The organism is Paraburkholderia sp. USG1 (assembly GCF_031570135.1).
Classification (GTDB): domain Bacteria; phylum Pseudomonadota; class Gammaproteobacteria; order Burkholderiales; family Burkholderiaceae; genus Paraburkholderia; species Paraburkholderia dioscoreae.
Map to the genome: position 1 here is coordinate 184,233 of NZ_JAMWXW010000004.1, position 24,601 is coordinate 208,833.

At 64.6% G+C, this 24,601-nt stretch carries 28 protein-coding genes; 22 read left to right on the top strand and 6 right to left on the bottom strand.

Annotation, left to right across the window (positions count from 1 at the left end):
* Positions 1 to 12: 12 nt before the first annotated feature.
* The 15 genes from NE850_RS07320 (at position 13) to NE850_RS07390 (ending at position 11,294) form a co-directional block, all read left to right on the top strand.
* Complete coding sequence (locus tag NE850_RS07320; protein WP_007177227.1) at positions 13 to 360, top strand: hypothetical protein; 348 nt, start codon at positions 13 to 15, stop codon at positions 358 to 360.
* Between the two features lie 55 nt (positions 361 to 415).
* The gene (locus tag NE850_RS07325; RefSeq protein WP_232292837.1) at positions 416 to 928 is read left to right on the top strand and encodes a hypothetical protein; all 513 of its coding nucleotides are present in this window, start codon (positions 416 to 418) and stop codon (positions 926 to 928) included.
* Positions 929 to 1,203: 275 nt separating this feature from the next.
* The gene (gene nifE / locus NE850_RS07330) at positions 1,204 to 2,685 is read left to right on the top strand and encodes a nitrogenase iron-molybdenum cofactor biosynthesis protein NifE (protein ID WP_007177225.1); all 1,482 of its coding nucleotides are present in this window, start codon (positions 1,204 to 1,206) and stop codon (positions 2,683 to 2,685) included.
* Positions 2,686 to 2,707: 22 nt separating this feature from the next.
* The gene (gene nifN / locus NE850_RS07335; protein WP_310698580.1) at positions 2,708 to 4,099 is read left to right on the top strand and encodes a nitrogenase iron-molybdenum cofactor biosynthesis protein NifN; all 1,392 of its coding nucleotides are present in this window, start codon (positions 2,708 to 2,710) and stop codon (positions 4,097 to 4,099) included.
* 22 nt (positions 4,100 to 4,121) lie between these two features.
* A complete protein-coding gene (gene nifX / locus NE850_RS07340) occupies positions 4,122 to 4,535 on the top strand; it encodes a nitrogen fixation protein NifX (RefSeq protein WP_007177223.1) in 414 nt (137 codons plus the stop codon).
* Entirely contained in the window at positions 4,528 to 5,025 is a 498-nt protein-coding gene (locus NE850_RS07345) for a NifX-associated nitrogen fixation protein (protein WP_007177222.1), read from the top strand. The genes nifX and NE850_RS07345 overlap by 8 nt, the downstream gene beginning before the upstream one ends.
* Before the next feature lie 24 nt (positions 5,026 to 5,049).
* Positions 5,050 to 5,274, top strand: a complete 225-nt coding sequence (locus NE850_RS07350) for a CCE_0567 family metalloprotein (protein ID WP_310698581.1) — start codon at positions 5,050 to 5,052, stop codon at positions 5,272 to 5,274.
* A 25-nt stretch (positions 5,275 to 5,299) separates the two neighbouring features.
* Entirely contained in the window at positions 5,300 to 5,605 is a 306-nt protein-coding gene (gene fdxB / locus NE850_RS07355; RefSeq protein WP_007177220.1) for a ferredoxin III, nif-specific, read from the top strand.
* Between the two features lie 11 nt (positions 5,606 to 5,616).
* On the top strand, positions 5,617 to 6,195 hold the full coding sequence (locus NE850_RS07360) for a nitrogen fixation protein NifQ (RefSeq protein WP_007177219.1): 579 nt from the start codon (positions 5,617 to 5,619) through the stop codon (positions 6,193 to 6,195).
* A gap of 220 nt (positions 6,196 to 6,415) precedes the next feature.
* Positions 6,416 to 7,045, top strand: a complete 630-nt coding sequence (locus tag NE850_RS07365; protein WP_197740281.1) for a hypothetical protein — start codon at positions 6,416 to 6,418, stop codon at positions 7,043 to 7,045.
* 109 nt (positions 7,046 to 7,154) lie between these two features.
* Positions 7,155 to 8,147, top strand: a complete 993-nt coding sequence (locus tag NE850_RS07370) for an LLM class flavin-dependent oxidoreductase (protein WP_007177217.1) — start codon at positions 7,155 to 7,157, stop codon at positions 8,145 to 8,147.
* Positions 8,148 to 8,235: 88 nt separating this feature from the next.
* The gene (gene modB, locus NE850_RS07375; protein WP_007177216.1) at positions 8,236 to 8,910 is read left to right on the top strand and encodes a molybdate ABC transporter permease subunit; all 675 of its coding nucleotides are present in this window, start codon (positions 8,236 to 8,238) and stop codon (positions 8,908 to 8,910) included.
* Positions 8,911 to 8,929: 19 nt separating this feature from the next.
* Complete coding sequence (gene modA, locus NE850_RS07380) at positions 8,930 to 9,679, top strand: molybdate ABC transporter substrate-binding protein (protein ID WP_007177215.1); 750 nt, start codon at positions 8,930 to 8,932, stop codon at positions 9,677 to 9,679.
* Positions 9,680 to 9,691: 12 nt separating this feature from the next.
* A complete protein-coding gene (locus NE850_RS07385) occupies positions 9,692 to 10,483 on the top strand; it encodes an ATP-binding cassette domain-containing protein (protein ID WP_165188368.1) in 792 nt (263 codons plus the stop codon).
* Between the two features lie 16 nt (positions 10,484 to 10,499).
* Complete coding sequence (locus tag NE850_RS07390; protein ID WP_007177213.1) at positions 10,500 to 11,294, top strand: TOBE domain-containing protein; 795 nt, start codon at positions 10,500 to 10,502, stop codon at positions 11,292 to 11,294.
* Positions 11,295 to 11,420: 126 nt separating this feature from the next.
* On the opposite strand, the gene NE850_RS07395 is transcribed toward NE850_RS07390, so the two are convergent.
* Positions 11,421 to 12,893 carry an NAD-dependent succinate-semialdehyde dehydrogenase gene (locus NE850_RS07395; RefSeq protein WP_007177211.1) on the bottom strand — a complete coding sequence of 491 codons (1,473 nt, stop codon included), beginning with the start codon at positions 12,891 to 12,893 and terminating at the stop codon, positions 11,421 to 11,423.
* 18 nt (positions 12,894 to 12,911) lie between these two features.
* A complete protein-coding gene (locus tag NE850_RS07400; protein ID WP_007177210.1) occupies positions 12,912 to 13,994 on the bottom strand; it encodes a tartrate dehydrogenase in 1,083 nt (360 codons plus the stop codon).
* Positions 13,995 to 14,117: 123 nt separating this feature from the next.
* Between NE850_RS07400 and NE850_RS07405 the strand changes: the two genes are divergently transcribed.
* Positions 14,118 to 15,074: a LysR substrate-binding domain-containing protein gene (locus NE850_RS07405; RefSeq protein ID WP_165188366.1), complete on the top strand. Its 957-nt coding sequence runs from the start codon at positions 14,118 to 14,120 to the stop codon at positions 15,072 to 15,074.
* Between the two features lie 46 nt (positions 15,075 to 15,120).
* Here the strand turns inward: NE850_RS07405 and NE850_RS07410 are convergent, their stop codons facing one another.
* The 4 genes from NE850_RS07410 to NE850_RS07425 all read right to left on the bottom strand — a co-directional run bounded on the left by NE850_RS07410 (position 15,121) and on the right by NE850_RS07425 (position 19,074).
* The gene (locus NE850_RS07410; RefSeq protein WP_035517188.1) at positions 15,121 to 15,618 is read right to left on the bottom strand and encodes an Lrp/AsnC family transcriptional regulator; all 498 of its coding nucleotides are present in this window, start codon (positions 15,616 to 15,618) and stop codon (positions 15,121 to 15,123) included.
* 51 nt (positions 15,619 to 15,669) lie between these two features.
* Positions 15,670 to 17,067, bottom strand: a complete 1,398-nt coding sequence (locus NE850_RS07415; RefSeq protein WP_007177207.1) for an aspartate aminotransferase family protein — start codon at positions 17,065 to 17,067, stop codon at positions 15,670 to 15,672.
* A gap of 202 nt (positions 17,068 to 17,269) precedes the next feature.
* A complete protein-coding gene (locus tag NE850_RS07420; RefSeq protein WP_007177206.1) occupies positions 17,270 to 18,196 on the bottom strand; it encodes a glyoxylate/hydroxypyruvate reductase A in 927 nt (308 codons plus the stop codon).
* Positions 18,197 to 18,201: 5 nt separating this feature from the next.
* Entirely contained in the window at positions 18,202 to 19,074 is an 873-nt protein-coding gene (locus NE850_RS07425) for a GNAT family N-acetyltransferase (protein ID WP_007177205.1), read from the bottom strand.
* A 212-nt stretch (positions 19,075 to 19,286) separates the two neighbouring features.
* Here NE850_RS07425 and NE850_RS07430 point away from each other — a divergent pair, with 212 nt between their 5' ends.
* The 6 genes from NE850_RS07430 (at position 19,287) to NE850_RS07455 (ending at position 24,590) form a co-directional block, all read left to right on the top strand.
* The gene (locus NE850_RS07430) at positions 19,287 to 19,457 is read left to right on the top strand and encodes a hypothetical protein (protein ID WP_157187702.1); all 171 of its coding nucleotides are present in this window, start codon (positions 19,287 to 19,289) and stop codon (positions 19,455 to 19,457) included.
* A complete protein-coding gene (locus tag NE850_RS07435; protein WP_007177203.1) occupies positions 19,454 to 19,846 on the top strand; it encodes a helix-turn-helix domain-containing protein in 393 nt (130 codons plus the stop codon). Before NE850_RS07430 ends, NE850_RS07435 begins: the two co-directional genes overlap by 4 nt.
* 121 nt (positions 19,847 to 19,967) lie before the next feature.
* On the top strand, positions 19,968 to 21,026 hold the full coding sequence (locus NE850_RS07440; protein WP_007177202.1) for an ABC transporter substrate-binding protein: 1,059 nt from the start codon (positions 19,968 to 19,970) through the stop codon (positions 21,024 to 21,026).
* A gap of 117 nt (positions 21,027 to 21,143) precedes the next feature.
* Positions 21,144 to 22,841 (top strand): GMC family oxidoreductase N-terminal domain-containing protein, encoded by a 1,698-nt coding sequence (locus tag NE850_RS07445; protein WP_310698584.1) that lies wholly within the window; start codon positions 21,144 to 21,146, stop codon positions 22,839 to 22,841.
* A 133-nt stretch (positions 22,842 to 22,974) separates the two neighbouring features.
* Entirely contained in the window at positions 22,975 to 23,238 is a 264-nt protein-coding gene (locus NE850_RS07450; protein ID WP_007177200.1) for a helix-turn-helix domain-containing protein, read from the top strand.
* A gap of 2 nt (positions 23,239 to 23,240) precedes the next feature.
* The gene (locus NE850_RS07455) at positions 23,241 to 24,590 is read left to right on the top strand and encodes a type II toxin-antitoxin system HipA family toxin (protein ID WP_007177199.1); all 1,350 of its coding nucleotides are present in this window, start codon (positions 23,241 to 23,243) and stop codon (positions 24,588 to 24,590) included.
* Positions 24,591 to 24,601: the final 11 nt, after the last annotated feature.

A 24,601-nucleotide genomic window follows, 5' to 3' on the forward strand; every position in this document is an offset into this window, starting at 1 on the left:
GAGCGCACGGCCATGACAGACATAGCAGATGCATCGGGTTCGGCAGATGCGGTTCTGGTCAGGATGACGCAGGACGGCCGCAAGGTCGAGGTCATCGACGGCTGGGTCTGTCTGGCCGGTGTGCGCGAGGCCGACCATCTCGTCGCGCTGGCTGAACACCCGAACCGGCAGATGATCGCCCGTTCGGTGCCGGGGGCCACGCATGTGGCTGGCCGGCTGCCGTTGACACACGAGGAAACGGCGATTGCCCAAGGGGCGATGTCGGCGGCTCAGCGTCAATTCGACGCGAGCCCAGCCGGCATCGCGCAGCGGCTGCGCCGCGCGGTGTGGGCGAAGACCGCCGCCGAGGGCGTCGAGTAGCCGGCACGGGAACACCGCTGAACAACAGGCTTGCTGCGCTATCCGGCGCCAGCCGATGCGACGACTCCCAGTGAAGGAGCACAACGTGATCTATGTTGTCGAGCAATCAGACTCAGCGCCGCCGCTCGCGTGGTTCGCCTACGATGACGACGACTTCGCGCGCAAGGTGGCGGCGTCCGATCCGTTGAGCGCTGCCGAGATCTACGACAAAGTCACGCCGCGCGAACTGCTCGCGCTGGTCGATCACCTTCCCGATGCGAGCGGACGGGCGGCGTATCCCGCGATCTGCGCGGTAGGTGACGAGCATGGTTGGGACACCTTGCTTTACCGCGCCGATTATCTGCTCGGCCGGGGCGTGTGCCGGCGCGAGCCGGTGTCCGAACGCGATGCGCAGGCGGCTGCGCTGGCCGCGCGCGGCGGGCGGTGCCTGATTTACTGGAACGACCGTGACGCAATCGGCGCGTTCGAAGGCGCCGACTCACGCCTTGCCGGCGAATCGAACTGGTCGGCGCGGCGCGCGCTGTACGGGCAACTGGTGGCGCTGGAAGTGCTGGCCGACGACAACTGAGTTGCGCACGAATCGCGCAAGAGTCGTGCAGCGTGAGGCAACCACCAGCACATGCCCGCTTGTCCGGACCCGACGTACTGTTTCACCCAGCGGTGCGGAGAACCCGCCGAGCCGCACGTTATATGTGTCGCAAACCGTCTGTCGCAAACCGTTCAAACCCGCCATGACGACGCCTGGGAGTGTCGTGATCGAAGGCCGGTTGAACCGCATTCACGGTATTCCCCGGTGGTATGGAACTTGCCACTAGAGAAACATCCATCCATCAGGAGCCTGTCATGTCCGCTTCGCTCAACGCCAAGATCGCCGAGGTATTCGACGAACCGGGTTGCGACAAGAATCAAGGCAAGAGCGAGAAGGAGCGCAAGAAAGGCTGTACGAAACAGCTTTCGCCGGGCGCCGCCGCAGGCGGGTGCGCATTCGACGGCGCGAAGATCGCCTTGCAGCCGGTGGTGGATGTCGCGCACCTCGTGCACGGACCGATTGCCTGCGAAGGCAATTCGTGGGACAACCGGCACGCTGCTTCGTCCGGCTCGCAACTCTATCGAACCGGCTTCACCACCGACATCAACGAACTCGACGTGGTGTACGGCGGCGAGAAGCGGCTTTTCAGAAGCGTGCGCGAGATCATCGAGAAATACGATCCGCCGGCCGTGTTCGTCTATCAGACCTGCGTGACCGCGCTGATCGGCGACGACATCGAGGCAGTCTGCAAGCGTGCCGCCGAAAAATTCGGCAAGCCGGTGATCCCGGTCAATTCGCCAGGCTTCGCCGGGCCGAAGAACCTCGGCAACAAGCTCGGCGGCGAGGCGCTTCTCGACTACGTGATCGGCACGCGCGAGCCCGAGTACACCACGCCGTACGACATCAACATTATCGGCGAATACAACCTGTCGGGCGAACTGTGGCAGACGAGGCCGCTGCTCGACGCGCTGGGCATCCGCATTCTCTCGTGCATCTCCGGCGACGGGCGCTACAACGAGATTGCGAGCTCGCATCGCGCCAAAGTCAACATGATGGTCTGCTCGAAGTCGATGATCAACATCGCGACGAAAATGCAGCAACGCTACGGCATTCCTTACTTCGAAGGCTCGTTCTACGGGATCGGCGACATGAGCGACACGCTGCGCCAGATCGCCGGCCTGCTGGTGCAGCAGGGCGCGCCGGACGATCTGCTCGAGCGCACCGAGCGTCTGATCGCCGCCGAGGAAGCCCGCGCCTGGGCGCGCATCGCGCACTACAAGGCGCGCCTCACCGGCAAGCGCGTGCTGCTGATCACCGGCGGCGTGAAGTCGTGGTCGGTGGTGGCCGCGCTTCAGGAAGCCGGGCTCGAAATCGTCGGCACCAGCGTCAAGAAAAGCACGAAGGAAGACAAGGACAAAATCAAGGAGATCATGGGCGACGACGCGCACATGATCGACGACATGACGCCGCGCGAGATGTACGCAATGCTCAGGGACGCAAAGGCCGACATCATGCTCTCGGGCGGCCGTTCGCAGTTCGTCGCGCTGAAAGCCCGCATGCCGTGGCTCGACATCAATCAGGAGCGCCACCACCCGTATGGCGGCTACGAAGGCATCGTGGAACTGGTGCATGAGATCGACCGCGCGATCTATAACCCGGTGTGGCAGCAGGTGCGCATCCCGGCGCCGTGGGGCGACGACGGCGAGACGCTGGGCGCAGTGCAAGCGCAGGCCCCGCGCCCTCTGGCGGGGGCCGCGGCGTGGGTGATGGGTCTGGAACTTGGCGTGCCGGGCTGACGCCCGACCTGGAGGAAATACCGTGGCCGACGTCGTCGAATCAAAGAAAGCCTGTGCGGTCAATCCGCTCAAGATGAGCCAGCCGCTGGGCGCGAGCTTCGCGTTCCTCGGGCTCGATGCCTGCATGCCGGTGATGCATGGCTCGCAGGGCTGCACGTCGTTCGGCCTCGTGCTGCTCGTGCGCCACTTCAAGGAAGCGATCCCGCTACAGACCACGGCGATGAACGAAGTCACCACCGTGCTCGGCGGCTACGAGAACATCGAAGCGGCGCTGCTCAACATCCGCAAGCGTGCCGCACCGAAGATCATCGCCATCTGTTCAACGGGCCTGACCGAAACCAAGGGCGACGACGTGGAGGGTTATCTCGTCACCGTGCGCAAGCGCAAGCCCGAACTCGACGACACCGAAATCGTCTACGTGTCGACCCCCGACTATGTCGGCGCATTCGAAGACGGCTACCGGCATGCCGTCGCCGGCATCGTCAAGGCGCTTGTCAAGCCGTTGCCCAAGGTGGCCAGTCAGGTCACGCTGCTGCCGGGCAGCCATCTGTCGCCCGGCGACATCGACGAACTGCGCGAAATCGTCGAAGCGTTCGGCTTTGACGTCATCGTGCTGCCCGACATTTCCGGTTCGCTGGACGGCCACATCGCGCCGGACTGGCGCGGCACCACGCTGGGCGGCACCACGCTCGCGCAGATCCGGGCCGCCGGCGCGTCGGCGTTCACGATCGGCGTCGGCGAGCAGACGCGTGACGGCGCGCTGGCGTTGCAGGCGATCGCCGGCACACCGTTCGACATCTTCGAGCGGCTCACGGGACTCGAACCCAACGATCGTCTGCTGCAATTGCTGTCGCAGCGCTCCGGGCGGCCGGTTCCCGCGAAATACCGGCGGCAGCGCAGCCAGTTGCTCGACGCGATGCTCGACGGGCATTTCCACACCGGCGGCATCAAGGTCGCGATCGGCGCGGAGCCCGATCTGCTGCTTGCGCTCGGCTGCCTGCTGCACGAGATGGGCGCGCAATTGCACTGCTGCATCAGCACCACGCGCTCGCCCGCGCATGCGTTGCTGCCCGCCGAACGGGTCGTGATCGGCGATCTCGAAGACATGGAACAGGCCGCGACGGACTGCGACCTGTTGATTACCCATTCGCACGGCCGCCAGATGGCCGCGCATCTGCAAAAGCCGCTGCTGCGGATCGGCTTTCCCGTGTTCGACCGGGTCGGCAATGCGCATCGCCTCTACGTCGGCTACCGCGGCACGATGAACCTGATCTTCGAGATCGCCAATCTGATGATCGAGCAGATTGCGCATCACCATCCGGGCGACTGGCCGTTGCCGCAGGCCTCGATCGATCTGGCCGCGCGCGATCCGGCGCGGGAAGTGAACATTCCTGTCGTCGCGGCCGGCGCCTGATCCACCTCAAGGAGCACACAGCATGAAGATCGCATTCGCCACTCAGGACAGGCAGTACGTCGACGCGCATTTTGGCTGGGCGAAAAGCATCGTCACTTACGACGTCACGCCGGACGGCTACCGGTTCGTCGAGGCGTTCGACTTCGGCGGCAAGCTCGAAGAGGACGGCGACGAGGACAAGCTCGCGCCCAAACTCGAAGCCGTGAAGGACTGCGCGATCCTGTACGTCGCCGCGATCGGCGGTTCCGGCGCGGCCCGCGTGGTCGCGCTGAAGATTCATCCGATCAAGGTGCCGCAGCCCGAGTCCATCGAGGAAATTCTCGGCAAGTTGCAGCAGGTATTGAAGGGCACGCCGCCGCCGTGGCTGCGCAAGGCGCTCGCGAAAGACGGCGAACGCGTGTACGACTTTGAAGACGACGAGGTACCTCATGGCTGAAGCCACCGCTGAATCATCCGTAGTTCCGGGCACGGCCAGCGACGAAACGCTGCTGGCGGCGCCGTTCGTGCAACAACTGGTCAAGCAGTTACGCGCGCAGGACACGCACGGCGCATGGGACGGCAAGTCCGACCTGCAACTGCTCAAGCCGTACATTCACACGCCGGAGGAACGCCGCGCGATTCCGATCATGGGCGACCCCGATCCCGAAACGCTGTGGCGGCTCGAGATTTTCTACAACGCGATCGCGGTGGCGATCGAGCGTCAGACCGGCCAGATGGTCTCGCCGATGATGAAGATGAGCCACGAAGGGTTCGGCCGCATGGTGTTGATTGCCGGTCGGCTCATTGTCGTCAACAAGCAGCTGCGCGACGTGCATCGTTTTGGCTTTGCTTCGCTGCAGAAGCTCGCCGAGGCGGGCGGAAAGTTTCTCGACGAAGCGGTCGAGATGATCAGGACGTATCCCGCCGTCGCGCAGTACGGCGCCTGAAGTGATCATGAAGGGAGCATGACGATGAGTACCGATGCCGACGAACTGAAGGCGCGCCTGAAGAAGCTCAACGCGCAAGCGACGCAGGCAAAGATGGATCTGCACGACCTCTCCGAGGAACTGCCGACCAACTGGGAGAACATTCTTGCTGTCGCCCAGCGCTGCCATGACGCGCATGCCGCGCTAATGGCGGCTCGCGCGGCCGCTGCTGCTGCTGCTGCTGCTGCGGCGGCGGCGGCCGCAGCCTGAAGCAGCGGAACCACGGAGGCAAACCATGAGCGATACCTTCAGCGTTACGCTGCCGAGCGGCGCCACCTGGACGCCGACCTTCGTCAACACGCTCGATGAAGAAAAATGCATTGGTTGCGGACGCTGTTTTCGCGTCTGCCCACGCGGCGTGCTGGAACTCGTCGGACTTGACGAGGAGGGCGCGCATATCGCGCTGGACGGCGAGGACGAAGACGACGAGTACGAAAAGAAAGTGATGACGATCGCGCATCGGGAGCTGTGCATCGGCTGCACCGCATGCGCGAAGATATGCCCGAAAAAGTGCTACACGCACGCGGCGGCCGTACTCTAGGCGGTGCCGGCATGGATACCTATGCAACCTTGATGGCGTGCGCGGCGGACGCAGACGATCCGACCGTCCTTGCACTGGCCGGCGTGATGTCCGGCGCGTTCGAGCGCCACGGTCTGGATGCGTTGCCGATGCCCGGCCTGGATGCCGACCAGACTCGCCGGATGTTCGCCCGCTGGTTCCCGGGCGCAGGGCCGGCGCTCGGCCTCGCGTGGCTTTCGTGGTCCGCGCCGGCGAGCAGGCGCCGCGAGGAACCGCGCGACGACGAGCTCGACGATCTGGTGGCGCTGCTCAATGACCACGCCGATCCGCACGCGGGTTCCCCGGAAGAAGCGAACTGCGTCGCGCACGCGCTGGCCTGTGCGAGCCTCGGACAGAACCACCTTTGGCAAGACCTGCTTCTGCCGTCGCGGCGTGAACTGTCGGCGTTGATCGGCCGCTGGTTTCCGCGGCTGGCGGCGAAGAATACGCACGACATGAAGTGGAAAAAGTTCTTCTACAAGCAGTTGTGTGAGCGGGAGGACTTGTTTATCTGCAAGGCGCCGAGTTGCGGTGTCTGTGCCGATCACGCGCTTTGCTTCGGAACGGAGTAGGCGCAATCGGCGCGAATGGGCGCGAATGGGCGCAAGTAGTCCGAGCAGGCACACCACCGGCCACGCACGGAACCCATCGAACAACTGCGTGACGCGGTTCACCGTGATCGGAGCCTTGAGGGGCTCCGCAGCGACGAAGGCGCGGGACTTGCTTAATCATGCCTACCGTTATGTATTCAGGTACACAACCGACAAACCGAACCATCAACCCGACACACATATGGATTCGCTCCGATCTGCCGCGCCTCCGGCGCCCCGCGCCCGCTGGACACCCTGCACCCGGGCCTGCTATCTGACGCTGCAATGGCCGGTGGTGGACTCGCAGCAAGGGCCGCGGGCCCGGGCACTGCCGCCCGCCTGCGTGCCCGCGCTGCCGCAGCCGCCGCACCGGCTGTTGGCGATCTGCGATGAGGCGGGGTTGCGCGATCTGGTGCTGTGTCACATGCGGCGGCTCAGACTCACACCGCTGTTCGCGCGTGCCGGGCATTGCTTCGATTGCGTCGCTTCTCGCGTGGCCGACTTCGTGGTCGAGTCCTGCGGCGGTCCGCTGTACTACAGCGAGCGGCGTGCGCATCTGCAGGCGGGCTCCGGGCTGCCGTTGCTGCTCGACGAAGAGGGCCGCGAACTCTGGCTGGTACAGCTATGGCATGCGTTCGACGACGTCGGGTTTCCGCCCGCGCTGCGCGCCGATTTCTGGAGCTGGGCGGAGCCGTTGTCTGTGCATCTGCTCGCGCCGCACGCGCGCCATGCCGGCCTGACGCGCTATCCGTACGACACGGTGCGCAGCTGGTTTCTCGCGCCAGCAGCGGGAGAACCGCTTGCGGACCATGACACGCGGCGCTCACCATGACACCCATGCCGCCCGCCGATGCCGCAGCCGCAGCCGTGCGGCCCGAAGCTCAGCCCGTCATGAGCGCAAAACTTGCCTTTCACGATCTATTCCCACGAGAGAACCTGCCATGTCGGATTCCGCACAACGCTACGGTCTTTTCCTCAACGTCGAGAATCCCGACGGCGATGCGCGCGACGCGCTGATGCAAACCGTGAGCCATGCCGTCGCCGCCGAAGCCTTCGGCTACCACGACGTGTGGGTCGCGGAACACCACTACAGTTCGTACGCGATCGGCAGTGCGCTGACGGTGCTGCTCGCCCACATCGCGGCTCGCACCTCCACGATCCGTCTCGGCACCGGCGCCTCGCTGCTCCCGCTGAACGACCCGCTGCGCGTCGCGGAAGACGTCGCCACGCTCGATCTGCTGAGCGGAGGGCGCATTGAATTCGGCGTGGCGCGCGGCGGCCCGTTTCCGGTGCAGTACCGGGCTGCGGGAATCCCGTCGGCGGATGACGCCCGCGCGCGGATGCACGAGGCGCTCGCGTTGATCCAGCGTTTATGGAGTGAGCCCACCACCAGCTTCGACGGGCGTTTCTACCATTGCAACGACATTGCGCTGCAGCCGCGCCCGCTGCAGCAGCCGGTGCCGGTCTGGCTGGCGAGCCTCAGCGACGATTCGCTGCGCCTCGCCGCCGCGCACGGCTATGGACTGATGGCGACGCCGTCGGCCGACCTCGCGCGCGTCGCCGACCAGGTGGCGACGCAGCGTGCGCAGCGCGGTGATTTTCCGTTTGCGATTGCGCGCTTTTTTCACTGCGAGCCTGACCACCGCAATGCGCTCGAACATGGCGTGGCCTGCGTGCGCTCTTATCCCCGACTCATGCAGGTGCGGTTCGCTACGGGTTCGTTGCCGCCAATGTTCGCAGCTGATGCGAGCGACGAGGTGATCCTCGCGAATGCAGTGATCGGCGACCCCGCGCATTGCGCGGCCCAGGTGCGTCTGTTGAACGAGCGGTTGGGACCGCACCGCCTGCTGCTCAAGCCCGCCACGCACGATCCGGTCAAGGCGCGCTCCGCATTGGCGCTGTTCGCGCAGGAACTGGGACTGAGCGGCAAGTAAGCCGTGCGCGCTCGAGCGCTCGGCGCACTGGCTTATAACTTGCGTTCACGGCGTTACGTCGTTCACTTCACAACGAACCGTGTCGCCAATGTCGGATTCCCTACAAAACATGGACTGGTCGCCGTTGCTGCTGTCGCTGAAAGTGGCAGGGGTCGCCACCGTGCTCGCGCTTGCCGCGGGCATTGCGCTCGGCTGGATCTTTGCGCGCCGGCGCTTTCCCGGCAGCGCGGTGCTGGAGGCCGTGTGCATGTTGCCGCTGGTGCTGCCGCCGACCGTGATCGGCTATGGCCTGCTGGTCGCGGCGGGCCGGCGCAGTGTGGTCGGCGCATGGCTTTACGAACACTTCGACTACACCATTGTGTTCAACTGGCACGGCGCGGTTGCGGCGGCAGCCGTGGTGGCACTGCCGCTGGTGCTGAAGTCGGCCAGCGCTTCGTTCGCCGGCGTCGACCCTACGCTCGAAGCGGCCGCGCGCACGCTTCGGCAGTCGCCGCTGTCCGTATTCGTCCGCATCACGTTGCCGCTCGCGTGGCCCGGCATTCTGGCCGGCACGCTGCTCGCGTTTGCCCGCGCCCTGGGCGAGTTCGGCGCGACCCTGATGGTGGCCGGCGATATTCCCCGGCAAACCCAGACCCTTTCGATGGCGATCTACGACGCGATGCAAAGCGGCCAGGACCACACCGCGCTGCTGCTCGTGCTGGTGACGTCCGGGTTGTCCATCGCGGTGATGCTGGTGTCGAACCGCTTCTTCTCCCTTCGCTGACCTTCGAGGAAATCTTCCGATGCGCTTTGTCCGTTCCCTTGCCGTCGCGCTGCTCGCGGCGCTGCCGCTGCTCGCTTCGGCCCAGCAACTTACCGTTTCCGCCGCCGCGAGCCTGACCGATGCGTTCAACGAGATCGGCGCGAAGTTCGCGGCGGTCCATCCGGGCGTGACCGTGCGCTTCAATTTCGCTGCGTCGGGGGTATTGCTTCAGCAGATCAGGCAAGGCGCGCCCGTCGATGTGTTCGCCAGCGCGGATCAGGAAACCGTCGCGCTCGGCATCGATGCCCAACTGCTCGACGCGGGCACGAAGCAGGACTTCGCCGCCAACTCGGTGGTGCTGATCGTACCGGCGGAGGGCGCGCCGCTGGTGAAGACGCTGGCCGATCTGTCGAATCCCGCGGTGAAGCGCATTGCGCTCGGCAAAGCGGCCACCGTGCCCGTTGGGCGCTACACGCAGCAGGCTCTGGAAAGTGCCGGGCAGTGGGGCGCGCTGCAGCTGAAATTCGTGCAGGCGGAGAGCGTGCGCCAGGTGCTCGACTACGTGTCGCGCGGCGAAGCGGAGGCCGGCTTCGTCTATCGCACGGACGCCCTGCTGGCGCCCGGCAAGGTGCGCATCGCGCTGACCGTGGAAGGCCACGAGCCGGTGACCTATCCGGTGATCGTGGTTAGCGCGAGCCGCCAGCAGCCGCTCGCGAGAGACTTCATCGCCTATCTGTCGACACCGGCAGCGCAGAACGTGCTGGCGCGCTACGGCTTCGTCAAATCCTGACGAGGCGCGCGAATGATCGACATCGATCTGACCGCCACCGTGTCGGATAACACGCGCCGCTTCACGCTGGCGACGCGCTTCGCATCCGAAGCGCCGGTGGTGGCGCTGTATGGCGCCTCGGGTGCCGGCAAGTCGCTCACGCTGCAGGCGATCGCGGGGCTGTTGCGGCCCGACCGGGGGCACGTGCGGGTCGGCGGGCGCGTGCTGTTCGATTCGGCACGCGGTGTCGACCTGCCGCCGGACCGGCGCGGTGTGGGCTATCTGTTCCAGCACTACGCGTTGTTTCCGCATCTGTCGGTGCGCGAGAACGTGGCCTTCGGATTGACCAACTGGTGGCGGCGCGGCCTGTCCGGCGATCGTGCCGTGCGGGTCGACGCGCTGCTGCACAGCTTCGATCTTACCGAACTCGCGCGCAGCCGTCCGGCGGGATTGTCGGGCGGACAGCAGCAGCGCGTGGCGTTGGCCCGCGCGCTTGCCTGCGGGCCGGAACTGTTGCTGCTGGATGAGCCCTTTGCCGCGCTGAACCCGCTGCTGCGCCACGATCTGCGCGGACAACTCGCCGAAGTGTTCAGGCGCTGGCAGATGCCCGTCGTCATGATCACGCACGACGTCGACGACGTGCTCGCGCTCGCCGACGTTGCATTCGTGGTCGAGCACGGCGAGGTGGTCCGCGAGGTCGACCTGCGAAGCGGCGAAGGGCGTGAGCTCACGCGCCGGGCACTGGTGCCGGACCTCGATGTCGCGCCGCTTACGGCGCGCGAACGGCGTGTGCGTGCGCTGCTCCACGTTCCCGCGGACGGTTGAAGCGAACGAGTCGATCATGGCCGATTCATCACTCTTGAGCAGCGAACTGAAACTGGCCGGCCGGCTCGACGCGCGCTTCTTCGCATTGCTCGAGGCAATCGACAACACGGGTTCCATCAATCGCGCCGCACGCACTGCGGGCTACAGCTACAAGGGAGCCTGGTTGCTGCTGGAGAACGCGGCCAATCTGGCCAATCAGCCGTTGATCGAAACGGCGACCGGCGGCAAGGGCGGCGGCGGGACCCGGCTTACGCCCGTTGCCGTGGATCTTCTGGGGGTTTGGCGCAAGCTCCGGACCAACAATCAGCATTTCCTGCGCGAGCAGGACGCGTGGCTCAACCAACTGCCGGCACTGGCCGGCCTTCTCAGGAGAATTGCAATGAAAACGACCGCACGCAACCAGTTTGTCGGCACCATTGACGCGATCGACAAGGGGCCGGTCACCACCCAGGTATCCGTGACGATTGCCGGCGGCCAGCAGATCGTCGCGACGATGACCACCTCCGCGGCCAATCGCCTCAAGCTCGCGGTAGGCAAGGAGGCCATTGCGCTGATCAAGTCGTCGGCCGTCGTGCTCGTGGTCGATTTTGCGGGTTACTTGTTGTCGGCGAGGAATCAGTTCGCCGGGACCATTTCGCGGCTCGAGCGTGGCGCGGTGTCGTCGCTGGTGGTCCTGACGCTTCCGGGGGGCGTGAATCTGACGGCCAGCGTGACGAACGACGCAGTCGACGCGCTCGCGCTGGCCGTCGGGCAACAGGCGACAGCGGTATTCAAGGCCTACTCGGTGATGGTGGCTGTCGCGGCGGCGTGACACAGGTGCCTTTATCCGGTCCGGGCAGGCCCGAGTCGAACGTATGCACGTACGCGATACCCGATGACGATTGCTCGTGCGTGGAAATATCGTCGATGGGATAGGCCTTCGTGTTCGCCTCCGCACTCATTCGAGGTTGCCCTGGCAGAGGTATTTGATCGACAGATAGTCGTCGAGACCGTACTTCGAGCCTTCGCGACCATAGCCCGATTCCTTTACGCCGCCGAACGGGGCGGCTTCGCTTGCGACCGCGCCTTCATTGATGCCGACAATGCCCGCTTCCAGCGCGCGCGCCACACGGTCGATCCGTTTCACGCCTTCACTGTAGAAATACGCGGCGAGGCCAAATGGCGTGTCGTTAGCGGCGTTGACCGCTTCGGCTTCGTCTTCGAAACGGAACAGCGGCACGATCGGGCCGAAGGTCTCTTCGCTATTCAACTGCATCGCGGCGGTGGCGTCGGCGAGGACCGTGGGCGCGTAATAGTGCGGGCCCAGTTCGGCAAGGCGCTTGCCGCCGGTCAGCACGCGCGCGCCGTGCGCAACGGCGTCGTCCACATGGCGGGCGATCTTGTCGAGCGCACGGCTGTTGATCATCGGGCCGATCTGCGCGGCCGGGTCGGTGGCGGGCGCGACCTTCAGCGCGCCGACCCGCTCGGCCAGCAACGCGCCGAACCGTTCGTAGACGCCGGCTTGCACATACACGCGGTTCGGGCACACACAGGTCTGCCCGCCGTTGCGGAATTTGGCCGCCATGAGTCCGGCGACGGCGGCGTCCAGGTCGGCGTCGTCGAATACGATGAAGGGGGCGTTGCCGCCCAATTCCAGCGACAGTTTCTTGAGTGTTTCCGCCGACTCGCGCGCCAGATATTTGCCGACCGGCGTGGAGCCGGTGAAGGTGATCTTGCGCACGCGCGCGTCATGCAGCCACTCGGCGACGGCGGCGACCGCGTGATCGCGCGAGGCCGTGATGAGGTTCAGTACGCCCGGCGGCACGCCGGCTTCGTGCGCGAGCAGGACCAGCGCCGAGGCGGTGAGCGGCGTATCTTCCGCCGGTTTGGCCACCACCGTGCAGCCGGCGGCGAGCGCCGGCGCGATCTTGCGCGCGATCATGGCGAGCGGGAAATTCCACGGCGTGATGGCGGCGACAATGCCGACCGGTTCCTTCACGGCCGTCATGCGCTTGCCGCGCTGCTGCTGCGGAATCAGATCGCCGTAGATGCGCGTGGCTTCTTCCGCGAACCACGCGACATACGACGCGCCGTAGGCGACTTCGCCTTTGCCTTCCACGAGCGGCTTGCCCTGTTCGAGCGAGATCAGCGCGCCGAGCGCATCCAGATTCGCCATGATCAGCGCGTGCCAGCGGTGCAGCACGGCAGCGCGTTCCTTCGGCAGGCGCGCGCGCCACGCGGGCAGGGCGCGCGCGGCGGCGTCGGTGGCGGCGCGGGCGTCGGCGGGGCTGCTGTCGGCCACTTCAGCGATGATCTCGCCGCTCGCGGGATTGGTGACGGCAAAGCGGACGTTGTCTTGCGCGGGCGCCCATGTGCCGTCGATGAAATTGTCGGAGCGGATCAGTTCGCCCAGTTCGAATGTGCGTGTCATGTGCGGAAATCCTTTGCTTTAAGCGAGTTTCTTCGCGATTGCCTGGCCGACCTCGGTCGTGTTCGCCTTGCCGCCCAGGTCGCCGGTATGCGGGCCTTCGATCAGCGTTGCTTCGATCGCGGCGAGAATCGCGTCGTGCGCCTCGCGCTCCTTGCCTGCGTGATTGCCGAGGAAGTCGAGCATCATCGCGGCCGACCAGATCATCGCGATCGGATTGGCGATGTTCTTGCCCGCGATGTCCGGCGCCGAGCCGTGCACCGGTTCGAACAGCGACGGAAACTTGCGGTCGGGATTCAGATTGCCCGACGGCGCGAGACCGATCGTGCCGGTGCAGGCGGGGCCGAGGTCGGACAGGATGTCGCCGAACAGATTGGTGGCCACCACCACGTCGAAGCGATCCGGGTTCAGCACGAAGCGCGCACAGAGAATGTCGATGTGCTGCTTGTCCCACGTCACGTCCGGATACTGCGCGGCGATGCCGGCCGCGACTTTGTCCCACCACGGCATGCTGATCGCGATGCCGTTGCTCTTGGTGGCCACCGTGATCTTCTTGCGCTCGCGCCGCTGCGCGAGGTCGAAGGCGAACTTCAGCACGCGCTCGCTGCCATGCCGCGTGAAAACGGATTCCTGCAGCACGAATTCGCGCTCCGTGCCTTCGAACATCACGCCGCCCACCGACGAGTATTCGCCCTCGGTGTTCTCGCGCACGATCCAGAAATCGATGTCGCCGGCCTTGCGGCCCGCGAGCGGCGAAGGCACGCCGGCAAAGAGGCGCGCGGGGCGCAGGTTGATGTACTGGTCGAATTCGCGGCGGAATTTCAGCAGCGACCCCCACAGGGAAATATGGTCGGGCACCGTGTCGGGCCAGCCCACCGCCCCGAACAGGATCGCGTCGGCGGACAGCAGTTGCGCTTTCCAGTCGTCCGGCATCATCTTGCCGTGCTTCGCGTAGTACTCGCAGCTCGCCCATTCGATGTGCTGATACTCCAGCTCGATGCCGAAGCGCGCTTTCACCGCTTCGAGCACGCGAATGGCTTCCGGCATGACTTCGACACCGATGCCGTCGCCGGGAATGACCGCGATCCGATATTTCTTCGACATGTTCCTGCTCCTCCGTGGGACTTTCGACGATTCAACGACGGTTATTTTATTCCTGCTGTTTGAGACTAAAATGATCGCTTTGGTTAAGCCACTGTGCACGATTCGTGTACAAAGAACCACTCTATGAACGCTCTCCCGTCACCGGATCTCGGCGATTTACGCGTGTTTTGCGAAGTGGCGCGCAAATCGAGTTTCAGCGCGGCTGCGGAGGCCCTGTCGGTATCCGCGGCGTATGTCAGCAAACGCATCAATGTGCTCGAGACTACGCTGGGTACGCGTTTATTGCACCGCTCCACGCGGCGGGTCGCGATCACCGAGGCGGGCGAGCGCGTCTACACGTGGGCCGAAAAGATCCTCGACGACGTCGATCAACTGGTGGAAGACGTGTCCACCACGCGCCGCATTCCCGGCGGCAAGCTGCGCATTTCCAGCAGCTTCGGCTTCGGCCGCCGTTTCGTCGCACCCGCGCTGGCGCGCTTTTCCGAGCGCTATCCGCAATTGAGCGTGCGGCTCGATCTGTTCGACCGTCTCGTCGATGTAGCGGGCGAAGGTTTCGACCTGGATGTGCGCATCGGCGACGAGATCGCGCCGCATCTGATCGCGCGGCGGCTCGCTTCGAATCATCGCGTGCTGTGCGCGTCGCCCGGCTATCTTGCGCGGCATGGCGCGCCACGCCAGCTTGCCGATCTGTCCTCGCATGCGTGTCTCGCGATCAAGGAGCGCGACCATCCGTTCGGTCTGTGGCGTTTGACGGTGCGCGGCGAGACGGCCTCGATCAAGGTCACGGGACCGTTGTCGACCAATCACGGCGAAGTGGCGGTGGAGTGGGCGCTGGCCGGACGCGGCATCGTGCTGCGTTCCATGTGGGACGTGCGGCCGCTGCTCGAAACCGGGCAGTTGCAGCAGGTGCTGCCCGAGGTCACGCAACCGGCGAATCTGTGGGCGGTGTATCCGGCACGGCTCGCGCAATCGGCCAAGGTGCGGGTGTGCGTCGATTTTCTGAGCGAGGAGTTCGCGCAGTGGAGCCCGCCGGCCGATGGTGCGGCAGCCGTGGACATGGCCGGAGTTACCGAACGTTGAAGGCCGAGCGCCGGTAAGACCCGGCGGATCGAACACCACGCAACGCCTAGTGATGGTTTTGCGAGAACAGCGTTTCGAGCGGATAGTGGCTCTTCACGATCGGCGATTTGATGATCACGTAGCTGAAGTACTTCTCGATGCCGATGTCGCGTTCGAGCAGACCTTCCACGATGCTCTGGTAATGGCTCACGCTGCGTGTGACGAACTTCAGCAGGTAATCGTAGCCGCCGCTCGCCAGATGGCACTCGACGATCTCGTCGACGTCGCGAATCGCATTCACGAACTTGATGAAGTCTTCCCGCCGATGATCGGCGAGCGTGACTTCGGTGAACACGATCTGCACGTCGCCGAGCTTTTCGAGCTGGATCTGCGCACCGTAGCCGATGATGTAGCCCGCTTTTTCCAGACGCTTGACACGGATCAGGCAAGGACTGGGCGACAGGCCGACCGCGTCGGCAAGCTCGACGTTGGTTATGCGGCCTTTCTTCTGCAATTGGGAAAGTATGCGCAGGTCAATCCGGTCTAGCTTGCAGTCGCTGCTCATCGTAACGTTGTCGCTCTGGCGGTGGGGCATGGGGCTGGGGGGCCCTCTACTCTAGCATGCAGCGGCGTGCGTTCCGAGCTTCAACGCGGCACGCACATCGGCTTGCGCCAGAACGTCGTCGAGGGTTTTTTCAAGCCGTTCGAACATCAGATCGAACTCGCCCTCGGTGTACGAGAGCGCCGGTGCGAAGCCGAGAATGTTGTCGCCGAAGGCGCGGAAAATCAGGCGGTTTTCATACGCGGCGGCGGCGATCCGTTCCGACAGTTTCAGCGCCGGGTCGAAGCGCGCCTTGCTGTCCTTGTCGGCGACGAGTTCGAGCGCGCCGAGCAGGCCGCGGTGGCGCGAGTCGCCCACCAGCGGATGCGCGAGCAACGCGTCGAGGCCGCGCGCGAAACGCGGCGCACGCGCCACGCCGTTCGCCAGCAGTCCGCCTTCGTGATAGAGGCGCAGCACTTCGAGGCCGATGGCCGCGCTCACCGGGTGCGCCGAATATGTGTGGCCGTGACCGACCACCGCTTCGGCGTCGCCGTCCGCAATGCCCTGATAGATTTCGTCCGACATCAGCACGGCGCCCATCGGCGCATAGCCTGCGGTCAACCCCTTCGCTACCGTCATCAGGTCCGGTTCGACGTTTTCGCCCTGGCAGGCGAACAGCGGACCGGTGCGGCCGAAACCCGTAATGACTTCGTCGGCGACGAACAGGATGCCCAGCTTGCGGCAACTTTCACGCATCGCCTTGAGCCAGCCGGCCGGCGGCACGATCACGCCGCCCGAGCCCTGGATCGGTTCGCAGAAAAACGCGGCGACGTTGTCGGCACCGAGTTCGGCCACCTTCGCTTCGAGCGCGGCCACCGAGGCGGCGATCAGCGCGGCGTCGTCGGCGAAATCGCTGCGGTACGCGTACGGCGAGGGCAGATGATGCTGGTTCGGCAGCGGCAGATCGAAGTTGCGGTGGAACGCGGGCAGCGCGGTGAGACCGGCGCCGGTCGTCGACGAGCCGTGGTAGCCGCGTTGCAGCGCGATCACGTGCTTCTTCGACGGCCGGCCCGTGGCGTTGAAGTAATGCGTGATGAAGCGTAGTGCCGAGTCCACCGCGTCGGAACCGCCGAGCGTGAAGTACACGTGTTGCAGCGAAGCGGGCGACACCTCCACCAGCTTTTGCGCGAGTTCGATGGCCGGTTCCGAGCCGAAATGGAAATAGCCGGTCGCATAGGGCAGTTTCTGCATCTGTGCGGTGGCGGCCTCGACAATGCTCTGCTGACCGTAGCCGACGTTCACGCACCAGAGTCCGGAAAACGCGTCGAGCAGTTCGTTGCCGGCCGCGTCGCGCAGAAACGCGCCGCTGGCGGATTCGATGACGGTGACGCCGCGTGCTTCGTGCGCGCGGTAGTTGATGACCGGGTGAATCAGATGCTTGCGGTCGGCTTCGATGAGCGATTGAATCGGCATGGTGGTTTCTCGTCGCGGGAAGGGGTGGTTGACCGTCACATACTACTGATCAGCGGCGATCGCCTGCTCACCTAAACAATTGCCGGAAAAGCGCGCGCGACTCGTTTTGATGCACGGTCTCGGCATTTTCTGCTGCGGGCGCTAAAAAACGGCGCCGCGCGGGCCTTTTCGTTCGGCACCGCGCCCGCTATGTTCAATACGCTCAATAGCCCTGAGCGCGGTCGATCTGGCCGAGCATCGGCAAGCCTTCGCGATGGCGGCGCAGATTCTCCAGCACCACTTCGACGGCGGTTTCCGGCCGCGTCGCACTGGCGATATGCGGCGTGATGCGCACGCGCGGATGCGTCCACAACGCATGACCGGCGGGCAACGGCTCGGGATCGGTGACGTCGAGAATGGCATTCTGCAATTGACCGCTTTCCAGCGCCGCGAGCAAATCCTGCTGATTCAGATGTGGCCCGCGGCCCGTTTGAATCAGCGACGCGCCGCGCGGCAACTTCGCGAACAACTGCGCGTCGAGCAGCCCGCGCGTGGCGGGCGTGAGCGGCAGCAGGCAGATCAGGATGTCGGTGCGCGCGAGAAACGCATCCCGTGCGCCTTCACCCGCATAACAGGCCACGCCTTCGATCTCGCGCGCCGAACGGCTCCATCCCGCACAGTCAAAGCCGAACAGGCGCAGCCTTTCCAGCACCGCGGTGCCCAATATACCGAGCCCAAGCACACCGACGCGACGCTGGCTGGCGGGCTTGAGCGGCAACTCGCGCCAGACCTGCCGCCGTTGCTGAAGCGCGTAATCGAACAGATCGCGATGAATGGTCAGCACAGTCTGCGTGACGTATTCGACCATTCCTTCGACAATTCCCGGCTCGATCATGCGCACTACAGGCACATGGTCCGGCACGCCCGACAGATCGAACTGATCGACGCCGGCGCCGACCGAGAACACGACTTCCAGATTGGGGAAGGTGCGCGTCGGATCTTCAGGCGGCTGCCAGGCGGCGAGGTAGCGGATCGCGGCCGGATCGCCGAGGTCGGGCCAGATATGAAACGGCAGTTCCGGCGCCTTCTGCGCGAAGAGTTTCGCCCACTGGGCGCCGCGCGCCGGGTCGGCTTTGTAGAGGAAGGCCATGATGGTCAGCAGATTGCCTGGTTGATGATGCCGTATTGCAGGTAATGAGTATCCTGTGCGCCGCTCGCGGGCTCGCCCGGTGTGGCAGGGCGGACCATTTTGACCACCGTATCCACGCGTGGCAACCCCAACTGTTCCAGCCACCCGGTCAGACCGCTTACGCCGGGTGTATCGATACGCACGAACACGCCTTCGTTCAGCGCCAGCCAGTGGCTGATGAGCGCCTTGGCGCGGCTCGAATCTTCCGAGGCGGGCGCGACCACCGGACCGATCGCAAAGCCGCGTCCGAAGCGGCGAAACAGCGCGAAGCCGATCAGTTCGCCGTCGCGGTCGAGCGCGATGCCGTCGGCGCTCTCCAGCAGCGCGGGCAACACCTTGCCGCGATCCAGACCGCTGGCTCGCGACGCCAGTTCGACCAGCCGCGCGGTATCGCTCGAACCGAGCGGACGCAAGCGCTCGCCGGGCGGCAACGACACGAGCGGCGGCTGGAACGCCGCGCCCCGATGCTGGTCGAGCGTGCCGGCCACGCGAAAGCCCAGCTTTTCATACAGCGGCTGGCCCGCGGTGGTGGCGTGCAGGAACGTGACCCGGCCGCCCAGTTCTTCCAGCACCAGTTCCATCAACTTTCTGCCGATGCCGCGCCCCTGGCTTGCCGGCGAGACGATCACCATGCCGAGCGAGGCGTGCCCGGCGCCGTATTTCCAGCACAGCGCGGTGCCGATCACGCCGCTTGCGTCTTCCGCGACGAAACCCTCGCCCAGAAGCGCCACGAATCTCCAGTCGTCCGTGCGATGCGGCCATTTGAGTTCGACCGTCAACGCGTGCGCGGCGACGATGTCGTCGAGGGTGAAGCGTCTATAGGTGATCGAATCGGACACACCGTACTCCCTGATTGACTGAAGGCTGACGCCGTCACTGTGTCATCCGGTGGGCGGTGTGACTAGGACGATCTTTTTATCGCGGGCGCCGGAACGGGCCGCAGTGAAATTCGATGCAAAACGCCAGGTCTGGGCACGCATTACGGGTGAGTTCTGCTGCGCGGCGATTTTTGTCGGCGACATATGCCGCGGCCGCGCGCTACGATTTTGTCATGGCGGCGGCGTTGCCGAAACGCGCCGTACGCGACCAACAGCCAGCCACACAGGAAACCTCTCTCATGGTGTTCAAATCGTCGATGGGCGTGTTCACGTCGATCAACGAAGAGAGCATTCGTTCCCGGCGGATTTCGCGCGGCGACATCGTCGCGGCTGGCGCGCCGTGAAACAGTCCATCAGCCTCAATGCCGCCAGGGCCTTCATTGAAGCCCATTTCGACGAACCCGTGACGCTCGCGCAACTCGCCGAGCTCTCCGCGCTCAGCGTGTCGCGCTTTGCCACGGTATTCCGGCAACAATACGGATCGTCGCCATACCGCTATCTGTGCGGCCTGCGGATTCAGCGCGCGCAAACGCTGTTGCTGGAAGGCGTTCCCGGATCGGTGGTTGCGACCGAGGTGGGTTTCTTCGATCAAAGCCATTTTGGCCGGCATTTCAAGAAGTGCTGTGGGATGACGCCCAGTATGTTCATACAGCGCGCGGCGGCGAATGCAGCCCATGCGGTCGAGCAGGGTAGTACCGCGCTCCCGGCACACAACGCGACATGTTGGCCATAACGTGATGTCATGGACCCCACAACAATTGCGGCGTTGTCGCCAATAAACAGATTCACTATATTGGGCTCAACGCGCATTACATCCACGATATCTTTCGCTTAACCGTTTCGAGGACATATTCGTGATCAAGAAGCCAACGTTGCGCCCGCTTGCCGCTGTTCTGATTCTTGGCGTCGCGGGTCTCGTGCCCGCATGTCTGACGCCTGCTTTTGCTGCCGGGAAGATTACCTTTGTCTCTCAAGGCGGGACGTATCAGGAAGCACAGACCAAAGCCATCCTCGATCCGGCTGCGAAGCTGCTGAACATCACCGTGAACCAGGACAGCATTCCGGACGCGTGGCCGCAGATCAAGGCGCAGGCCGCAACCGGCAAGCCGATCTGGGACGTGGTCGATACGCCCACGTCCAACTGCTTGCGCGGCGGACATGAAGGCCTGCTGGAGAAACTCGATTTTTCCAGAATGCCCAACGCGGCTGCGATGCCCGAGAAATACCGCACGCCGTATTCGGTTGCCTATGAGTTCTATTCGACGGTGATCGGCTATAACAAGAAAACATTGAAGAAGGTGCCGCAGAGCTGGGCCGATTTCTGGAACGTGAAGGCGTTTCCAGGCACGCGCGCGCTGCGCAACGATCCGCAGACCGTGCTCGAAGCCGCGCTGCTCGCCGACGGTGTGCCGCGCGACAAGCTCTATCCGCTCGACGTCGATCGTGCCTTCAGGAAGCTGCAGCAGATCAAGCCGGACGTGACGGTCTGGTGGACTTCGGGCGGCCAGTCTGCGCAACTGCTGCATGACGGCGAAGTCGACATGACGATGATCTGGAACGGCCGCGCGAGCGCCGTACGCAAGGACAATCCCGACGTCGACTTCACGTTCAACGACGGCATTTTGCAGAACACGCAACTCTGCGTGCTGAAGAACGCGCCGAACCTGCCTGATGCGATCAGGTTCGTCAACGCGGCCGTCTCGCCCGACCTGCAGGCCAACCTGCCGCTTTATATCGACTACGGTCCGGGCAATCCGGCCGCGTTCAAGACCGGCAAGATCGACGCCAAACGTGCGAGCGAGCTGCCGAGCTCGCCGGAGAATGCGTCGAAGCAGGTGTTGATGTCGGAGGAGTGGTGGGCATCGGACGCCGGCATTCAGGCTAAGGCGCGTTGGCTCAAGTTCATGCAGTAAGCGGAAGTCGTTTTTCCTGCGCGCGGGTTTGCGGGTAGTTGAACGCGAAACCCGCGCGCAAATCCCAGCGCTTTTTGCGCGTCCCGCACGGCGCATCGTCCGCGCCATTCATCGAACATGATCGACTATCTGATTCTCGGCGGCGGCTCGGCCGGCTGTGTGCTGGCCGCGCGCCTTTCCCAAGACGAGGGTAAGACCGTCTGCCTCGTCGAGGCCGGCCGCAATATCTCGCGAACGGACATGCCCGCCACGGTGCGCAGCCGCTATCCCGGCCGCGCCTATCTCGACACCTCGAACATCTGGCAGCGCCTGAAGGCACGCATGAGCACCCCGGCCGCGACACGCCGTTACGAACAGGCGCGCCTGCTCGGCGGCGGGTCGGCGATCAATGCGCTGATGGCGAACCGCGGCGCGCCGGCCGACTACGACGAATGGCACGCGCACGGCGCACACGGCTGGAACTGGGACGCGTGTCTGCCGTACTTCCGCAAGCTCGAAACCGATCACGACTTCGGCGGGGCGCTGCATGGCACGAGCGGACCGGTGCGCATCCAGCGCACGCCGTGGGCGCGTATCTCGCCATTCGTACGGGCGGTGCTCGCCACGCTCGACGCGCGCGGCCACACGCGGCGTGACGACCAGAACGGCGAATGGCAGGACGGCACGTTCATCGGCTCGATCGCGGTGAGCGAAGCGGGCGAGCGCATCCCGACTTCGGTCTGCTATCTCGACGACGCCGTGCGTGCCCGGCCGAATCTCACCATCCGTACGCAAACGCTCGTCGAACACCTGCTGTTCGACGGCAAGCGCGCGATCGGCGCGCGGGTTGTCGGCGAGGACGGTGCGAGTGAAACGTTGCACGCCAGACAGGTGATCGTTTGTGCGGGCGCGATTCACAGCCCCGCGCTTCTGATGCGAAGCGGCATCGGGCCGGCGTCCGAACTCGCCGCACTCGGTATCGAGGTGCTGGCGGATCGCGGCGGCGTGGGCGGCAATCTGATGGAGCATCCGTCGATCGCCGTGTCGGCGGTTCTGCCGCGCGCGGCCCGCGCGTTATATCCCGACGAGCATCACGAGCAGGCGATCGTGCGTTTTTCCTCGGGCGTGAGCGGAGCGGTGCCGGGCGACATGCACGGCGCGATCCTGTCGCGATCGGGCTGGCATTCAGTCGGCTACCGGCTCGGCACGCTGTTTTTCTGGGTGAACAAGTCGTACTCGCGCGGCCGCGTGAGCCTGACCTCGGCCAGTGCGCACGACGAACCCGCCGTCGACTTCAACATGCTGTCCGACGCGCGCGATCTCGAACGGCTGAAACTCGCGCTGCGCTTCGGCGCCCAGACGCTGGCCGATCCGATGATGGCGAAGCACCGCGCCACGCTGCTGCCTTCGAGCTATTCGCCGCGCGTCGCGAGCGTGGCCGTGCCGGGCGTGTGGAACGCGTTGCAACGCGGCCTGCTGAGCGCGCTGCTCGACATTGCCGGGCCGTTGCGCGGGTGGCTGGTGCGCCGCGTGGTCACGCAAGGCGTGACGCTCGACGAACTGCTCGCCGACGATCACGCGTTGACGCGTTTCGTGACGCGCTCGGTGGGCGGCACCTGGCATCCGTCCGGAACCTGTCGCATGGGTGCCGCCGACGATCCGCTCGCCGTCTGCGACGCGCGCGGCGCGGTATATGGCGTCAGCGGACTTTATGTAGGCGATGCGTCGTTGATGCCGTCGATCCCTTGCGCGAACACGAATGTGCCGACCATCATGATCGCGGAGCGGATCGCGGATATGCTGCGGGGACGGGCGGGCACTGCGGCGGCTCCTTGAACAAGCCCGGAGTGGCGATGCCTACCGTGAAATAGCCGTATATCGGATAAATCAAAAATATCCGTATATCAGCTAAATTGACTTTATCCGTATTTCGGCTAAAATGGATATAGCCGAATAACGGATATTTCTTATGCCCGCCGTTCTCTCCTCCCAAGCCCTCGTGACCGCGCCCCAGCTCGGTCAGTTGCTCGTTGCATCACGCAAGCGGCGCAAGCTCACGCAGGCGGAAGTAGCGCAGCGCGTCGGCTTGAGTCAGAACCGCATATCGTACCTGGAAAAGAACCCGGATGAGCTCAGCTTCAAGCAGTTGCTCAGCTGGTGCTCGGCCATCGGGCTTGAGTTGCGCCTCGGCGAGCGGGGCGGGGTCGAGTCGAAAAACATCTCGGAGTGGTGAGCATGGGGCGCCGCTCGCACAGCCAAACCCTCTCCCTTTGGGCCAACGGCGATTTCGTCGGGCGTTGGACGGTCAATGCCAATGGGGAGTCCGAGCTGCAGTACGACAAGGCGTGGTGCGAATCGGCGCGTGGGCGCCCGATATCCCTGTCGCTGCCATTCAACCTCCACAACGAGCCGCTGAAGGGAGACAGTGTCTCCCATTACTTCGACGGCCTGCTGCCGGATAGCGAGACTATCCGAAAGCGGGTGGCGGCGCGGTTCAAGACGGGCTCCATCGAAGCATTCGACCTCCTGGCCGCGATTGGCCGCGACTGCGTAGGGGCCATACAGCTCTTGCCGGACGAGGCTGTACCGGAAGGGATAGACACGGTCGAGGGTATCGTCGTCGACGAAGAGGCCATCGAGCGGCACCTGCTCGAAGTCGTCACTCCGGACCGTTTCGCTGCCGCGCGAGATCCCGATGACGACTTCCGCATTTCGCTGGCCGGCGCGCAGGAGAAGGACGCCTTTCTGAGGTGGAACGGTCAATGGATGAAGCCGCGCGGCACGACGCCGACAACGCACATCTTCAAGCTGCCTATCGGCACGGTGGGCGGGCGCAAGGCTGACTTCAGCACCTCGGTCGACAACGAGTGGCTGTGCCTGCGGTTGTTCAAGGAGTACGGGTTGCCCACGGCAGAGGCGCGCATCGAGACGTTTGGCTCACAGCGGGTGCTCGTCGTCGAGCGTTTCGACCGGGTGCTCTCGCGCAGTGGAAAGCAGTTGTTCCGGCTTATCCAGGAGGACTTCTGCCAGGCAACCGGCACGTCACCCCTGGTCAGGTACGAGAATGAGGGCGGCCCGGGACTCCAGCAGATGTTCACGCTTTTGCAGCAGTCGCAGCAGGCGGCGGAAGACATGCGCACGCTCATGGCCTCGCAGATCATTTTCTGGATGATGCGGGCGCCGGACGGTCATGCCAAAAATTTTAGTATCCAGCTGCTTGCCGGCGGCGCGGGACGCTTCAGGCTGACGCCAATGTATGACGTGATGTCCGCCTACCCGGTCGTCGGCGAGGGGCCGAGTCAGTGGGCGGACCAGGAAATCAAACTGGCGATGGCCTTGCTCGGCAAGAATAAGCACTATCAGGTGCATAAAATCGAGCGGCGGCACTTCAATAGCACGGCCAGGAAGGTCGGTTATGGCGACAATGCGGAGCCGCTCCTGCAGGAGATTATCGCCCGCACGCCCGAGGTCGTAGAGAAAGTCCGCGCCGAACTGCCCGCAGGGTTCCCGGAGCAGGTGGCAGACAAGATTCTGGGCGGCATGCTGGCGGCGGCGCGCGTGCTGGAGAGCCAGCCGGCGAGCTAATGCATCGACCC